This window comes from Micromonospora sp. NBC_01638, from assembly GCF_045209745.1.
GTDB lineage: Bacteria > Actinomycetota > Actinomycetes > Mycobacteriales > Micromonosporaceae > Micromonospora.
Genome location: NZ_CP109273.1, coordinates 3622711 through 3637830 on the forward strand (window position 1 = coordinate 3622711; position 15120 = coordinate 3637830).

The window sequence follows — 15120 nt, forward strand, 5'->3', positions numbered from 1 at the left end:
CTCGGCCAGCGTGCTCCGGTCTTGATCCACTCGGCTTCCTGGAAGTCGGGATGTCCTGGGCATGTGAACACCCCGGTTTCCGTGACACCGAGTCGATCAACGTCCTCGGTCGCGTCGTGCCGGTCGTGGTCGCCGTTGGCCGTCGCGGGACGGTTGTGCTTGCCTCGACGGGCTCGCGCCGGTCGTCACACTTCCGCGCGGCTCATCCCCATTCGGGCTGCTGCGGGCCGGTTCGGGCCGCACAATCCGACGTTTGCCGGGCACCTGCCCGGGAAGCAAGCACCGTGACGGACATCTCGGACACCCTGGCCAGCATGCCCAGCTCGGTCGATCCCGAGCCGACCGGCGTCGAGCTGGAACAGACCCTCTTCGAGGTCAAACGCGTGATCGTTGGGCAGGACCGCCTCGTCGAACGCCTGCTCACCGCTTTGATCGCCAACGGGCACTGCCTTCTGGAGGGTGTCCCCGGCGTGGCCAAGACACTGGCCGCGCAGACCCTCGCCACCGTGGTCGGCGGCACCTTCTCGCGAATCCAGTTCACCCCGGACCTGGTGCCCTCCGACATCGTCGGCACCCGGATCTACCGGGCCTCGAAGGAGACCTTCGACATCGAGCTGGGCCCGATCATGGCCAACCTGGTGCTCGCTGACGAAATCAACCGTGCCCCGGCGAAGGTCCAGTCGGCGCTGCTGGAGGCGATGGCCGAACGGCAGGTCTCGATCGGCGGGCGCAGCTGGCCGGTCCCGCAGCCGTTCCTGGTGCTGGCCACCCAGAACCCGATCGAGTCCGAGGGGGTCTACCAGCTCCCGGAGGCGCAGCGCGACCGGTTCCTGATGAAGGTGGTGGTCGGCTACCCCAGCGACGCCGACGAACTGGCCATCCTCTACCGGATGAGCACCGACCGGCCGAGCCCGCGCCGGGTGCTCGACGCACAACGGCTGCGGGACCTCCAGGTCCACGCCGAGAAAGTCTTCGTCCACCACGCGTTGGCCGAGTACGTGGTGCGGCTGATCCTCGCCACCCGTGACCCGGGCCGGTTCGGGCTGCCGGAGATCGCCCCGCTGTTGGCGTACGGGGCCAGCCCGCGGGCCACCCTGGGCCTGGTCGCGGCAGCCCGGGCGCAGGCCCTGCTGCGCGGGCGGGAGTACGTGCTGCCCGAGGACATCCGCGATCTGGCCGTCGACGTCCTCGCCCACCGGCTGGTGCTCTCCTTCGACGCGGTGGCCGACGGGGTGTCAGCCGAGAGCGTGGTCCGACGGCTCGTCGAGGCGGTGCCACCTCCCCGGTTGGCCAGCGGACACCCACTACAGGCGCCGGATCTGGCGGCGGCATGAGACGGGTGAACGTCGCGCCGGCCGCCGCGCCCGCCGACCCCGGCCTGGCCGAGCTGGCGCCGGACCAGCGGCTGCGCCGCCTGGAGTTGACCGTCACGCGCCGACTGAACGGCCTGCTGCACGGCCAGTACCGCGGCCTGCTGCCCGGACCGGGCAGTGAACCCGCCGGCAGCCGCGAGTACCGGCCGGGCGAGGACGAGGTCCGGCGGATGGACTGGGCGGTGACGGCCCGCACCGCCGTACCGCACGTCCGTCAGGTCGACGCCGACCGGGAACTGACCACCTGGCTGCTGGTCGACGGCAGCGCCAGCATGGAGTTCGGCACCGCCGAGTTGGACAAGCGGGAACTGGCGGTGGCTGCGGTCGCGGCGGTCGGCTTCCTGACCGCGGGCGTCGGCAACCGTCTGGGCGCCCAGGTGCTGCGGGCCGACGGGGTACGCCGCTTTCCGGCCCGCAGCGGGCGTACCCATCTGCTTGCTCTGCTCCGCACGCTGCTCGCCGCCCCGCGTGCGACCGCGCCCGACGGTCGGCCGGGGCACGTGCCGACGGCCGCGCCGCCGGACCTGGCGGACGGGCTCGACGCGCTGCACCGGATCGCCAACCGGCGCGGGTTGGTCGTGGTGGTCTCCGACTTCCTCGACGGCCTACCCGACGATCCCGGCCAGCCGGCGCCCTGGGAGCGGACCCTGCGTCGGCTGGCCGGCCGGCACCAGGTGCTGACGATCGAGGTGACCGACCCGCGTGAGCTGGAGCTGCCGGACGTCGGCCTGATCACGCTCGTCGACCCGGAGACCGGCCGACGCCGCGAGGTGTGCACATCGGACCGTCGGCTGCGCGAGCGGTACGCCGAGGCCGCCGCCGCCCAGCGCGATCAGGTCCACCAGGCGTTGCGCCGCAGCGGAGCCACCCACCTGGCGCTGCGCACCGACCGGGACTGGAGCGCGGACATCGTTCGGCACGTACACGCCCAACGTCGGCTGGCCGCCGCGCCGGTCGGTCACCCACGGGGAGGTGCCGCGTGATCTGGCAGTCGCCACTGCGACTCTGGCTGCTGCTCGGCGTGCTCGTCCTGGTCGTCGCGTACCTGGTCATGCAGCGCGGACGCAGCCGGTACGCGGTCCGCTTCACCAACCTGCGGCTCCTGGACCGGGTGGCGCCGGAGCGGCCCGCCTGGCGTCGACACGTACCCGCCGGGCTCTTCCTGGCCATGCTGGCGCTGCTCGTGGTCGGTTTCGCCCGCCCCAGCGCCGAGGTTCGGGTGCCCCGGGAACGTGCCACGGTGATGGTGGCGGTGGACGTGTCCACGTCGATGCTCGCCACCGACGTGGAACCGGACCGGTTGAGCGCGGCGAAGCAGGCGGCTCGGCGCTTCGTCAAGGGCCTGCCCGACGAGTTCAACGTCGGTCTCGTCGCATTCGCCGGCAGTGCCGCCGTGCTGGTGCCGCCGGGCACCGACCGGGACGCCCTCGACGAGGGGATCGGCCGGCTCGCCGAGGGAATCACCGGCGTGCAGGGCACCGCGATCGGCGAGGCCATCAACACCTCACTCGGCGCGATCAAAAGCCTGGACAGCGAGGCCGCGAAGGAAACGCCGCCGGCCCGGATCATCCTGCTCTCCGACGGTGCCAACACCTCCGGGATGGACCCGATGGAAGCGGCGGCGGAGGCGGTGAAGGCGGAGGTGCCGGTGCACGCCATCTCCTTCGGAACACCGTCCGGGTTCGTGGACCGCGGTGGACGGCCCATCCAGGTGCCGGTCGACGGGCAGACCCTCAAGGCGGTCGCCGAGGAAACCGGCGGGATGTTCCACGAGGCCAGCACCAACGACGAGCTGCGCGCGGTCTACGACGACATCGGCAGCTCGGTCGGCTACCGCACCGAGCGGCAGGACATCTCGGCCCGGTTCATCGGCCTTGGCCTGGTGTTCGCGATGGGCGCCGCCGCCGGCTCGATGCGCTGGTTCTCCCGGCTGCCCTGACCGCCGCACACAACCGACGTCGACCGTGAGGAGTACGCATGGCAGTGCAGACCGGACTGGGCGAACCGCGCGGGCCCTGGTTCATCTCACCGGAACTCGACCCGGACGGGCGCGGGTGGTGGGACACGCCCGAGCGGGACCCGGGCGGGCGACGGCCCCGACGGCTGCTCGCCGCGCTTGCGGTGGTGGCGCTCTCCACCGTCTCGGGTGGCGTCGCCGGTGGCGTTGTGGCCGGCCGGGACGGGGCTCCGGGCCCGGCTGCGGCGTCCGCCGCCCCGGTGCCGGCCGAGCTGGTCACCGCGGCCGCGCGGACCGTACCCGGGGTGGTGTCGGTGCTGGCCGGTGGCGGAAGCGGCGGCTCCGCGACCGGCTCGGGCTTCGCCGTGGACGACCAGCAGCACCTGATCACCAACGATCACATCCTGGCCAAGGGGGGTGGCGGGCCGGTGACCGTGGAGCTGCCCGACGGCCGGCGGTTCGCCGCCGAGGTGGTCGGACGGGAACCGCGCAGCGACCTGGCGGTGCTGAAGGTGCCGGCATCGGCCGGTCTCGCCCCGTTGCCGATGGCCAAGCCGGGCGCGACCCGGGTCGGTGAGCCGGTGCTCGCGGTGGGCTCACCGCTCGGTCTGGCCGGGACGGTCACCGCGGGCATCGTCAGCGCGTTGGACCGCCAGGTGCGGCTGGGCAACAACCGGCACAGTGCGGTGCAGACCGACGCGTCCATCAACCCCGGCAACTCGGGTGGGCCACTGGTCAACGCCCGGGGGGAGGTGGTCGGGGTGAACACCGCCATCGCCACCATCGACGGAAACGGTTCGATCGGCATCGGGTTCGCCATCCCGATCGACCAGGTGCAGCAGACCGCCGACACAATCATCGGCAAGGGTGGCTGAGCTGCTCGAACAGCCTGGCAGGGGGCAGTGACAACGCTGCCACTGTCAGATATCCGGCCCGCCAGCATCGGGCCATGGAAATATTACGCTCGGTATGGATACTGGCGGAGGTGGAGCGTCCTCTTCTCACGGTCCTCCTGCTGGTGGGCCTGATCATCGGATGTGCAGTGGGGTCGGCGTATGCCCGGGCACGACGCGGGTGGAACGATTACCAGACCGTCAAGAAATCGGTGCCGGGCGCCCGTCGAGGCGCCTGGTCGCTGATCCGTGGGGTCACCGTGAAAGCCGGGGTGATCGCGCTGCTGCTCTTCGGCGCGGTGGCGTACGCGGCGGTCGGCTCCGACGAGGAGAGCGCCGGACCGGCGCCCAGCCAGTCCCCGACGCAGAGTGAGCCCCCGCACCGATGACCCCCGGCGGGCCGCCGCGGGTTAGCCTCGGGGCGTGGACGACGGACTGCGGGTGACCGACCGGTGGGTCGTCCCCGCCGGGGAGCTGCGGGAGCGCTTCTCCCGCTCGTCGGGGCCGGGTGGGCAGGGTGTGAACACCGCGGACTCCCGGGTCGAGCTGAGCTACGACCTGGCCAACTCGCCGGCCGTGCCCGAGTGGCTGCGATCGCGGGCGCTGGCCCGGCTGGCCAACCGCCTGGTCGACGGGGTGCTGACGATCGCCGCCAGCGAGCACCGGGCCCAGCTGGCCAATCGGGAGGCGGCCCGCGAACGGATGACCGCACTGCTGCGGGAGGCCGCCGCACCTCCACCGCCGACCCGCCGAGCGACCCGCCCGTCCCGTGGTGCCAAGGAACGCCGGCTGGCCGAGAAGAAGCGCCAGTCCCAGCGCAAGCGGGACCGCCGCGTCGACGACGACTAGGGCCTGACCGACCGCCACACCACGGGGCCGACGCGACACCGCGACATCGTCGAGCCCGGCAAGGCCCGGCTCAGGCCGGGACGGCGGCGAGCAGCCGGTCGCGCAGCACAGCGGCCCGGTCGGCGAACGCGCGCTGCGCCGCCGCGTACTCCGCCCGACCCTCCGGAGTCTCCACCCGCACCGGCGGATAGCCGAGTGCCGCCAGGTCGTACGGGCTGGCTTGCATGTCCAGCGTGCGGATCTCCCGGGCCAGGTCGAACGTGTCGGCCACCAGTTCCGAGGTGACCAGCGGGGACAGCTTGTACGCCCACTTGTACAGATCCATGTTGGCGTGTAGGCAGCCCGGCTGTTCGAGTGCGTGCTGCGACTCCCGAGTCGGGGTGAGCAGGTTCAACGGCCGGGCCGGCGGTGTGAAGAACCGGAACGCGTCGAAATGGCTGCACCGTACGCCCCGCTCCTCGACGACCTCGGCGGTCCGCTCCGGGGTCAGCCGCAGCGGCCAGGCGTTGTGCCGCAGCTCCGCACGGGTCTGTCGGTAGACCATCGCCCACTCGTGCATCCCGAAGCAGCCGAAGTGGGGCGCCCGTCCACCGGTGGCCGCGAGCAGGGAGCGGATCCAGGCGATCGATTCGCCGCGCCGCGCGCGTACCGCATCGGTGTCGAGGGTGACCCCGGCGGCGGTGGCGCGGTAGTCCCGGCCGAACTCGGCCGGGTCGGCGTCGCGCAGCTCGACCCCGGCCCCCGGATGCCAGCGTCGTAGCTGGGCCGGGCGGTGCGAGTAGTAGGTGAACAGGAAGTCGGCCACCGGATGCCGCTCACCGCGCCGTCGGCGGGCCAGGTGCGGGGTCAACCAGACGTCCACCCGCTCCTCGTGGGCCCGCCGGCGGGCCTGCCACTGGGCCACGTCGAGCACGGCAGGGGCGAGGGCGGCGGTCACGCACCCCAGGGTACGACCGCCGCCCACCCCGCCGGTCAGGGCATGTGCACCCGAACACCGGCCGAGAACACACCGCTGCGCAGCTCCAGCTGCTGGGGCGGGTCCCGTCCGTCGACGGTGAAGACCAGCGGGAGCACCATCCGGGTGCCCGCTGCCATCGGGTCGGCGAAGACGTCCCGACCCAGGTTGGCCGCTCGCGTGGCCGGCTCGTCGGTGCTCACCCAGCGCCCGCCGGGCAGGTACGCGCGTTGCATCTGGCCGTGCCAGGGCTGATGGTCGCCGGTGACGTTGCGCACACCCACGGTGGCCTGACAGCGTCGGCCGTTCGCGAATGCGGCACCGCCATCAGCGCTCCCGGCGGTGCCGGGCGCGCCGCAGGACATCCGGTAGACGGTGAACTCGAACGCCGACTCACGCAGCGGCACGCCCACCGGCCCGGTGACCGCGGTGCCCATCCACGCGCCGCTGGTGGGCTGCTTCTGCGTGTCGATCGCCGAGACCCGCCGGGTCGCCGTCCATCCCGCGGTGCCGACGACGCCGGCCAGCACCACCACGGCCGCACCCACCAACAACCAGACCGGCGGGGTACGCCGACGCCTCGCCGGGCGCGGGGCTGCCGGGCGTGGATAGATCGTCCCGCCGCCGCTGCTGGCCAGTGCGGCAGCCGTCACCCGACGACCGCGCCGACGACGCCACACCCACACCAGGGCGGCGCTGATGAGCAGCAGGCCCCCCAGGCCGGCGAGCAGCACCGGGTACCGGCGCCAGGGCGGCGCCTCGGTGACCTTGGCCGCCGGTGTCGGTGCCGGCGCGGCCTTCCAGGTGGCCGTGGCGCAGTCGTACGGCCGGGTGCCGTCACTGGTGAACGCGCACGCGGGCGCGGTCAGCGGTTGGCCGGGCGCGGTCGCGGCGAGCGCGGTGCCCAGCGTGGTGGTGCTGTGTGCCGGCAGCCGCAGTCGCCAGGTCACCTCGGTGGTGGACCCGCCGGCCCGAGTGGACCGGCCGCCGGCGCTGATCGCGGTCGGCGACGAGCCGGGTGGCAGCTCCTGGCGCACGGTGGTGTCGACCGGTGCGTTGCCCACGTTGCGCACCTGGATCCGGTACTTCGGTGCCGGGCTGCTTTCCGGGGCGACCGCCACCGTGACCTGTTGCGGGGGTGCCGACGCCGGTGGCCGCGACGGTGGTGCCACCGCCGGTGGCGCCGAGGGCGGGGTGGGCTGGGCCACCCGCGCGACCACCGCAACCGGTGGCTGCGTGGCCTTGACCAGCGGGGCCATCGGGACCCCGGGCATCGCGGCGGCCGATTGTGTCGCCGCAACCGTTGGTGGCGTGGCAGCCGTTGGTGGAGTCGCGCCCGGTGGTGGCGTGACCGCCGGTGGTGGTCGTGTGGCGACCGATGGTCTTGTGGCGGCCGGTGTTCGTGGCGCGGCCGCCGCCTCCGGGGCCGCCGCCGGCAGGGCCGGCACGGCGGCGAGGATACCGAGGCAGTGCACAAACACTGCGAGGGCTCTGTGGTGTCGTGTCGATGCAGGCATACGAACGAACCTCCGGAGCCGACGCTAGGTGCGACCTGCCTCCGTGCGGGTACGAAGTCGGGAAGCTTGCCCCGGTCACCCCCAGCCCCGATAGGGTGCCGCGCTGACGGGTTGAGCACACCAGACGGCCGGTCCTGACCGGTGGGGGTGTCGGCGGGACTAGATTGGCCGGGTGCGTATCGCTCGTTTTGCCCATGCCAAGGGAATGTCGTTCGGTGCCGTCGAAGGCGAACCGGAGGCCGGGCCGCAGGGCCTGACCATCGCCGAGATCGAGGGTCACCCGTTCGGCAAACTGTCCTTCAGCGGGGCCCGTTGGGCCCTCTCCGACGTTCGCCTGCTCTCGCCGATCCTGCCCAGCAAGGTCGTCTGCGTCGGTCGCAACTACGCCGACCACGCCGCCGAGCTCGGCAACGAGGTGCCCAAGGAGCCGCTGCTCTTCCTCAAGCCGTCCACCTCGGTGATCGGCCCCCGCGACGCCATCCGACTGCCGATCTTCTCCAAGCAGGTCGAGCACGAGGCGGAGCTGGCGGTCGTGATCGGGGCGCCGGGCGCGCGCCGCGCCGACCGCGCCGCCGCCGAACGCGCCATCTTCGGCTACACCTGCGCCAACGACGTCACCGCTCGGGACCTCCAGCGGTCGGACGGGCAGTGGGCCCGGGCCAAGGGCTTCGATTCGTTCTGCCCGATCGGCCCGTGGATCACCACCGGTCTGGACGTCTCCGACCTGGAGATCCGATGTGAGGTGGGTCGCAATCCAGAGGAGATGGAGGTACGCCAACTCGGCCGGACGAAGGACATGGTCTTCGACGTGGTGGGCCTGGTGTCGTACATCTCGCACGTGATGACACTGCTGCCCGGCGACGTCGTTCTCACCGGCACTCCCGCAGGGGTTAGCCCGCTCGTCGAGGGGGATACGGTCACCGTGCGGATCGAGGGCATCGGCGAGCTCACCAACCCGGTGGTTCCCGTCGCCTGATCCCTCTGATGCCCCTGTTTCCGCAGCTCACCGGCGGTTCGGGGGGATCGGATTTGGCCTGTCGGCACCGGGAGGGTAAAGTTCACTCCCGGCACCGCAAGGGGCCAATGGGGTATGGGGTAATTGGCAGCCCGACTGATTCTGGTTCAGTTAGTCTAGGTTCGAGTCCTGGTACCCCAGCGCTGCTGGATTCGCGAGAATTCCAGACGCTGGATTCTGACGGAGTTCGACTCCGCCCCCTCGGGGGCGGAGGGTGGTCTCTGGTAGAGTGCAGCTCCTCCGCCCGCCAGGGTGGGGGAGCAAGAAGTAGTTCTGGCCCCGTCGTCTAGTGGCCCAGGACGCCGCCCTCTCAAGGCGGTAGCGCCGGTTCGAATCCGGTCGGGGCTACATTGTGCACAGCCCGTCTCACCTGGTGAGGCGGGCTGTTTCGTTGTCTGTTTCTTCCCTACCGCCGCGCTGCCGCGGCCCCGTACCCCGCGCTCACCCCAACCGACCGTGCCGCTAGACTACAGCCGCACCACCCGCGAGGGCGGTGAACGGAAATAGTTCTGGCCCCGTCGTCTAGTGGCCCAGGACGCCGCCCTCTCAAGGCGGTAGCGCCGGTTCGAATCCGGTCGGGGCTACAAACCAAAGGCTCGTCTCGCTCCGCGAGACGAGCCTTTATCCGTCCCCTCCCCTCCGCCCTCCCGCGCGCCCCTCCCGCCCGCCTGCGCGCCCCTCCTGCCGGGCTCGCGCGGTGCAAATGCCGCGTCGATCTAGGGCAGATTGCAGCGATCGGAGATCATCTAACGACCATCTGCCCTAGATCGACGCGGCGGAGGGGCGGGGGAGGGGAGGGGGAGGGGGCCGGGGGGGGGGGGGGGTAGTTAGAGGCCGGAGAGGCGTTGGCCGGCTCTTACTACGGCCATGGCGTGGCGTTCGCCGGGGCGGCGGCCCAGGCGCTCGATCGGGCCGGAGATGCTGACCGAGGCGATCACACGGCCGGTGCGGTCGCGGATCGGGGCGGAGACGCTCGCCACACCGGCCTCCCGCTCGGCGACGCTCTGCGCCCACCCACGGCGGCGCACCTCGGCCAGGGTGCGGCCGGTGAACTTGCTGCGCGGCAGCAGCGGCATCACCGCCTCCGGCGGCTCCCAGGCGAGCAGGATCTGGGCCGAGGAGCCGGCGGTCATCGGCAGCACCGAGCCGACCGGAACGGTGTCCCGTAGGCCGCTGGCGCGCTCTGCCGCCGCCACGCAGATCCGCTCGTCGGCGCGGCGCAGGTAGAGCTGTGCGCTCTCACCGGTGGCATCGCGCAGCGCGGCCAGCAGCGGCTCGGCGGCGGTCAGCAGAACGTCCGGTGCGGCGTTGGCCAGCTCGCCCAGGCGGGGGCCGGGGCGCCATCTGCCCTGGGTGTCCCGTACCAGCATCCGGTGGATCTCCAGAGCCTGTGCCAGCCGATGCGCGGTGGCTCGGGGCAGCTTGGTGCGTTCAACGAGTTCGGCCAGGCTGGCGCCGTCGACGCAGGCGGCCAGGATGACCACCGCCTTGTCGAGAACGCCGACACCGCTCATACTGTGTCCCACAAGCCGAAACTTACCTCCCAGAATTTAGGATGTCCAGATGGTGGGAGTCACTCCTGAGCCGAGGACCCTGGCCGAGAAGGTCTGGGACGCGCACGTCGTACGGTCCGCCCCTGGTGAGCCGGATCTGCTCTTCATCGACCTGCACCTGCTGCACGAGGTGACCAGCCCGCAGGCATTCGACGGGCTGCGGCTCGCCGGGCGCCCGGTGCGTCGTACCGACCTGACCCTCGCGACCGAGGACCACAACACCCCGACCGGGTACGCCGACCCGGCGTTCCGTCTCCGCCGTGGTGACCTGCTCACCATCGCGGACCCCACGTCGCGTACGCAGATCGAGACGCTGCGCCGCAACTGCGCCGAGTTCGGGGTGCGGCTGCACCCACTCGGCGACGACAACCAGGGCATCGTGCACGTGATCGGCCCGCAGCTCGGCCTCACCCAGCCGGGCATGACGATCGTCTGCGGCGACTCGCACACCGCCACCCACGGCGCGTTCGGTGCGCTCGCCTTCGGCATCGGCACCAGTGAGGTGGAACACGTACTCGCCACCCAGACGCTGCCGCAGAGCCGGCCGAAGACGATGGCCGTGAACGTCACCGGCCGCCTCGCTCCCGGCGTCACCGCCAAGGACCTGGTGCTCGCTCTGATCACCCAGGTCGGCACCGGCGGGGGTCGCGGGCACATCGTCGAGTACCGCGGCGAGGCGATCCAGGCCCTCTCCATGGAGGGGCGGATGACCATCGCCAACATGTCCATCGAGTGGGGTGCCAAAGCCGGCATGATCGCGCCGGACGAGACCACCTTCGCGTACCTCAAGGGTCGACCGAACGCGCCGCAGGGCGCGGACTGGGACGCGGCGCTGGCGTGGTGGCGGACGCTGCCCACCGACGAGGGCGCGCGTTTCGACGCCGAGGTGACCCTGGACGCCAGCCGGATCACCCCGTTCGTCACCTGGGGCACCAACCCCGGCCAGGGAGCGCCGCTGAGCGCGCCGGTGCCGGACCCGGAGGAGTTCACCACCGACTCGGAGCGCGCCGCCGCCCGCCGCGCTCTGGAGTACATGGATCTGCGCCCCGGCACCCCGCTGCGGGAGCTGCCCATCGACGTGGTCTTCGTGGGCTCCTGCACCAACGGCCGACTGGAGGACCTGCGGGCTGCCGCCGACGTGCTGCGTGGCCACCAGGTGGCCGACGGCGTCCGGATGCTCGTGGTTCCCGGTTCCGCCGCCGTGCGGGAAGCCGCCGAGGCCGAGGGGCTGGACAAGGTTTTCGCGGACGCCGGGGCCGAATGGCGGTTCGCCGGCTGCTCCATGTGTCTGGGGATGAACCCCGACACGCTGAAGCCGGGCCAGCGATCCGCCTCCACCTCGAACCGCAACTTCGAGGGCCGTCAGGGCCGGGGTGGGCGTACCCACCTGGTTTCCCCGCCGGTCGCCGCCGCCACCGCCGTGGTCGGCCGGTTGGCCGCCCCCGCCGACCTGTAGAAGGGACCGAGGAGATGGACAAGTTCACCACCCACACCGGCACCGCCGTGCCGCTTCGGCGGTCCAACGTGGACACCGATCAGATCATCCCGGCCGTGTACCTCAAGCGGGTGACCCGGACGGGTTTCGCCGACGGGCTGTTCAGTGCCTGGCGGGAAGATCCGACATTCGTGCTCAACGATGAAACCTATTCCGGTGCGTCGATCCTCATCGCCGGCCCGGAGTTCGGCACCGGCTCCTCCCGGGAGCACGCTGTCTGGGCACTGCGGGACTGGGGCTTCCGCGCGGTGGTGGCTCCGCGCTTCGGTGACATCTTCCGCGGCAATGCCCTCAAGGAAGGTCTGCTGCCGGTCGAGTTGGAATTGAAAGCCGTCGAAGAGTTGTGGGACCTCGTCGAGGCGGATCCGACCACCCCGGTGACCGTCGACCTGACCGCCCGCCAGCTCCGGGCCGGGGACGCCAGCTGGTCGTTCCCGCTGGACGACTTCAGCCGTTGGCGCCTGCTGGAAGGCCTCGACGACATTGGACTCACCCTCCGGCACGCCGCCGACATCGACTCCTACGAGGCGCGCCGACTGCCGTTCCTGCCCTCCGTGGCATAGCGGCACGCCCCACCGCGCAGCGGATTTCACCCCCATCGGTCCAACCGGTGGGGGTGAATCCGTTACGACACAAGGGGTTTTTTCTACCGAATGTTTGTGTCCCGGCAGCACAGGGCATAACGTGCGCGCAGAATGGCTCGCGACGAGTCAGTTGCACAATCGGGAGGAAGTCGTGAACAAGGCCGAGCTCATCGAGGCGCTCGCCGTTCGCCTGGGGGACCGGAAGACGGCGACGACCGCCCTCGAGGCGGTCCTCACCGAGGTCCAGGCGGCGGTCACCAAGGGCGAGAAGGTGGCGATCACCGGATTCGGAGCATTCGAAAAGCGTGTGCGTGGCGCGCGAACAGCGCGCAACCCGCGTACCGGCGAGGCGGTGAAGGTCAAGAAGACATCTGTCCCGACCTTCCGCCCCGGCGCCGGATTCAAGGAGATGGTGGCCAGCGGCAAGGTGCCGAAGGCCACGGTGGCGTCGAAGAAGACCGCCACCACCGCCACGGCCAAGGCGGCGGGCACCAAGGCGGCGGGCACCAAGGCGGCGGGCGCCAAGGCAACCGCGGCGGCCAAGGCGGCCGGCAAGAAGACCGCCCCGGCCAAGGCGACCAAGACCGCCACAGCGACCAAGACCGCCAAGGCGACCAAGACCGCCGCCAGCAAGAAGACCGCCCCGGCCAAGGCGAGCAAGAGCACCACGGCGACCAAGACGGCCGCCAGCAAGAAGAGCACCGCGGCGGCGAAGAAGACCACCGCGGCGACCAAGTCGTCCGCGGCGAAGAAGACCACCGCGGCGGCGAGCAAGAGCACGGCGGCCAAGAAGGCGCCGGCGAAGAAGGCTCCGGCCAAGAAGGCGGCCAGCAAGCGCTGACCGACCCTCTACGGAAGGGCGTCCACCCGTTGGTGGGCGCCCTCTCGGCGTACGGAACCGTTGACCCGGTCGGCCCGCTCGCGCAGAATCGCCGTGCCGGCCCCCTCCGCCGGCCCGCCGACGGGAATGGGGCGCCGGTGCGCTACCGCCAGCTCACCACCGGGACGCTCGCGCTGGGCGTCATTCTCCTCATCGACGTGCTGCGGGTCTGGCTGCCCGGCATCATCACCATCTTCGGCCAGGCGGCGTCCACGCCGGCCGAGCTGATGGGCGCGTTCGCCCTCGGCTGGTTCGTGCTCGCGCTGGGCGCACCCGCAGTGGTCCGCCGGGTCGGCGCCCGCCCGGTCACGGTCGCCGCCGCTGTTGCGCTCGCGGTCGCCCGGCTCATGCTGACCGCCGCGCCCGGCGGGCGTGCGCAGCTCTGGCTGGCCACCGCCGGGCTGCTCGCCGGGCTGGTCTGGCTGGTCGGTGTCGCCGCCGACACCGACCGACCGGTCCCGGGGCTGGCGTTGGGGTTCGCGGTCAACGCGGCCTTGCACGCGGTGCTGGACACCTTCGACCTGGTCTGGCGGGGCGACCGGGTGGCCTGGCTGCTCAGCTCCGTTGCGGTGGCGCTGTTCCTGCTCGGCACGGCGCGGTCCGTCCGGCGGGCGGGCGCCGGTGGCACCCCTACCGGTCCCGCTGGCACGCGAGCCTGGCTACTGGCCGGGCCGGCGCTGCTGCTCACCGGTTTGGTGGCGCTCTCCCCGGCGCTGGCCCGGACCGGGATGTCGTACCTGGTCGCCGGCGACGGGGTGGCGCGTTCGCCGTTGTTCGGCCTGGCGCCGGTGCCGGTGGCGGTTGCCGCGTTCCTGTTCACCGCGTTGACCCGCCCGCCCCGGCGGTGGGGCCGAGCGTACGGGCCGGTGGCACTGCTGGCCGGCGCGGTGCTGTTCGCCCTCAACCGGGGCGACCTGCTCCTCCCGGCCATCCTGCTCGCCGCCGTCGGTCTCGGCGCCTGCCTCGCCCTGACCGACGACGCCAGCCTCACGGCCAGCGACACCGCGAACGCCGCCGACGCGGCCAGCGACACCGGCGACCTGGCGGGTGGTCGGCGGTTGGCGGCCCGCCGGGGGTACGCCGTCGCCGCCGGCATGCTCGTCTTCGCGCTGGGGGCGGTCGGGTACTACTCCGCCTACGACCTCGGCTACCCCAACGCGGCGGTGCCCGTGGTGGTGGCCGGGCTGGTCGCCGTCGTGGCGTTCGTCGCCCGTCCCGTCGTAGACCGGGCCCCCGGGCCGTTCCCGCCGCTACGGGCCGCCGCCGCGGTCACCGCGCTGGCCCTGCTGGCACCGGTGCTCGCCGACGAGGTGCCGGTGGCCAGCAACCGGGACGGCCCACCGGAACGGCTGACCGTGGTGGCGTACAACATCCGGATGGGCTTCGGGCTGGACGGTCGGTTCGACCTGCCCGGGCTCACCGAGGCCGTCGACCGGCAACGGCCCGACGTGGTGCTGCTCAGCGAGGTGGACCGGGCCTGGCTGCTCAACGGTGGGCACGACACTCTGGACCTGCTGGCCGACCGGCTCGGTATGCCGTACGTCTTCGGGCCGGCCGCCGACCCCGTCTGGGGTGACGCGGTGCTCAGCCGTTGGCCGGTGAGCGATCCGCGGACCCTCCCCCTGCCGGCCGTCGGTGCGCCCACCGGTGCGCAGGCGCTCGCCGTCACGCTGGACCTCGGTGCCGGCGTCCGTGCCGCCGTGGTCAGCACCCACCTGCAACCTCCGCCGGGGCGGGGCCCGGTGGTCCAGGCCCGCGCGGTCGCCGATTTCGCTACGCGGTACGCGGCCGGCCGGCCCCTGGTGGTGGCCGGTGATCTGAACACGGAGCCGGGCGACGAGGCGTTCGGGCAGTTCATCAACGCGGGTCTGGTCGACGCGTTGGCGGCGGCCCGGCCGTTGGCGACCAGCCCGGCCGACGACCCGCGCGAGCAGATCGACCACATCTTCGTCTCGCCCGGTCTGACCCCCGGCGACCCGGTCGCGCCGCGCAGCACGGCCAGTGACCACCTGCCGGTCGCGGTGACCCTGACCCTTCCGCCCCGCTGAC

General features: G+C 72.1%; 14 protein-coding genes and 3 tRNA genes. 14 read left to right on the forward strand and 3 right to left on the reverse strand.

From position 1 onward, the window contains the following. Positions 1-284 precede the first annotated feature (284 nt). The 6 genes from OG811_RS17150 (at position 285) to arfB (ending at position 5072) form a co-directional block, all read left to right on the forward strand. On the forward strand, positions 285-1334 hold the full coding sequence (locus tag OG811_RS17150; RefSeq protein WP_406067053.1) for an AAA family ATPase: 1050 nt from the start codon (positions 285-287) through the stop codon (positions 1332-1334). Then, the gene (locus tag OG811_RS17155) at positions 1331-2356 is read left to right on the forward strand and encodes a DUF58 domain-containing protein (protein ID WP_406067054.1); all 1026 of its coding nucleotides are present in this window, start codon (positions 1331-1333) and stop codon (positions 2354-2356) included. The genes OG811_RS17150 and OG811_RS17155 overlap by 4 nt, the downstream gene beginning before the upstream one ends. Beyond that, a complete protein-coding gene (locus tag OG811_RS17160) occupies positions 2353-3312 on the forward strand; it encodes a VWA domain-containing protein (RefSeq protein WP_406067055.1) in 960 nt (319 codons plus the stop codon). Before OG811_RS17155 ends, OG811_RS17160 begins: the two co-directional genes overlap by 4 nt. A gap of 38 nt (positions 3313-3350) precedes the next feature. Further along, entirely contained in the window at positions 3351-4205 is an 855-nt protein-coding gene (locus OG811_RS17165; protein ID WP_406067056.1) for a S1C family serine protease, read from the forward strand. Positions 4206-4315: 110 nt separating this feature from the next. Further along, the gene (locus OG811_RS17170; RefSeq protein ID WP_406067057.1) at positions 4316-4612 is read left to right on the forward strand and encodes a hypothetical protein; all 297 of its coding nucleotides are present in this window, start codon (positions 4316-4318) and stop codon (positions 4610-4612) included. A gap of 34 nt (positions 4613-4646) precedes the next feature. Continuing rightward, on the forward strand, positions 4647-5072 hold the full coding sequence (arfB, locus tag OG811_RS17175) for an alternative ribosome rescue aminoacyl-tRNA hydrolase ArfB (RefSeq protein WP_406067058.1): 426 nt from the start codon (positions 4647-4649) through the stop codon (positions 5070-5072). A 70-nt stretch (positions 5073-5142) separates the two neighbouring features. Here the strand turns inward: arfB and OG811_RS17180 are convergent, their stop codons facing one another. After that, positions 5143-6009 carry a 3-methyladenine DNA glycosylase gene (locus OG811_RS17180; protein ID WP_406067059.1) on the reverse strand — a complete coding sequence of 289 codons (867 nt, stop codon included), beginning with the start codon at positions 6007-6009 and terminating at the stop codon, positions 5143-5145. Positions 6010-6044: 35 nt separating this feature from the next. Next, positions 6045-7544: a hypothetical protein gene (locus OG811_RS17185; protein WP_406067060.1), complete on the reverse strand. Its 1500-nt coding sequence runs from the start codon at positions 7542-7544 to the stop codon at positions 6045-6047. Positions 7545-7716: 172 nt separating this feature from the next. On the opposite strand from OG811_RS17185, the gene OG811_RS17190 reads away from it, so the two are divergent. From OG811_RS17190 to OG811_RS17205, 4 genes are all read left to right on the forward strand, one after another. Continuing rightward, the gene (locus tag OG811_RS17190; protein WP_406067061.1) at positions 7717-8520 is read left to right on the forward strand and encodes a fumarylacetoacetate hydrolase family protein; all 804 of its coding nucleotides are present in this window, start codon (positions 7717-7719) and stop codon (positions 8518-8520) included. A 108-nt stretch (positions 8521-8628) separates the two neighbouring features. Then, a tRNA-Gln gene (locus OG811_RS17195) sits at positions 8629-8700 on the forward strand. A 134-nt stretch (positions 8701-8834) separates the two neighbouring features. Continuing rightward, positions 8835-8907, forward strand: a tRNA-Glu gene (locus tag OG811_RS17200). A 163-nt stretch (positions 8908-9070) separates the two neighbouring features. Next, positions 9071-9143 (forward strand) — tRNA-Glu (locus OG811_RS17205). A 243-nt stretch (positions 9144-9386) separates the two neighbouring features. On the opposite strand, the gene OG811_RS17210 is transcribed toward OG811_RS17205, so the two are convergent. Beyond that, positions 9387-10073: an IclR family transcriptional regulator gene (locus OG811_RS17210; protein ID WP_091393133.1), complete on the reverse strand. Its 687-nt coding sequence runs from the start codon at positions 10071-10073 to the stop codon at positions 9387-9389. 49 nt (positions 10074-10122) lie between these two features. On the opposite strand from OG811_RS17210, the gene leuC reads away from it, so the two are divergent. The 4 genes from leuC to OG811_RS17230 all read left to right on the forward strand — a co-directional run bounded on the left by leuC (position 10123) and on the right by OG811_RS17230 (position 15119). Further along, a complete protein-coding gene (gene leuC / locus OG811_RS17215) occupies positions 10123-11568 on the forward strand; it encodes a 3-isopropylmalate dehydratase large subunit (protein ID WP_406067062.1) in 1446 nt (481 codons plus the stop codon). Between the two features lie 14 nt (positions 11569-11582). Next, on the forward strand, positions 11583-12170 hold the full coding sequence (gene leuD / locus OG811_RS17220) for a 3-isopropylmalate dehydratase small subunit (protein ID WP_406067063.1): 588 nt from the start codon (positions 11583-11585) through the stop codon (positions 12168-12170). A 172-nt stretch (positions 12171-12342) separates the two neighbouring features. Beyond that, positions 12343-13032: an HU family DNA-binding protein gene (locus tag OG811_RS17225; RefSeq protein ID WP_406067064.1), complete on the forward strand. Its 690-nt coding sequence runs from the start codon at positions 12343-12345 to the stop codon at positions 13030-13032. Positions 13033-13169: 137 nt separating this feature from the next. Beyond that, complete coding sequence (locus tag OG811_RS17230) at positions 13170-15119, forward strand: endonuclease/exonuclease/phosphatase family protein (RefSeq protein WP_406067065.1); 1950 nt, start codon at positions 13170-13172, stop codon at positions 15117-15119. Position 15120: the final 1 nt, after the last annotated feature.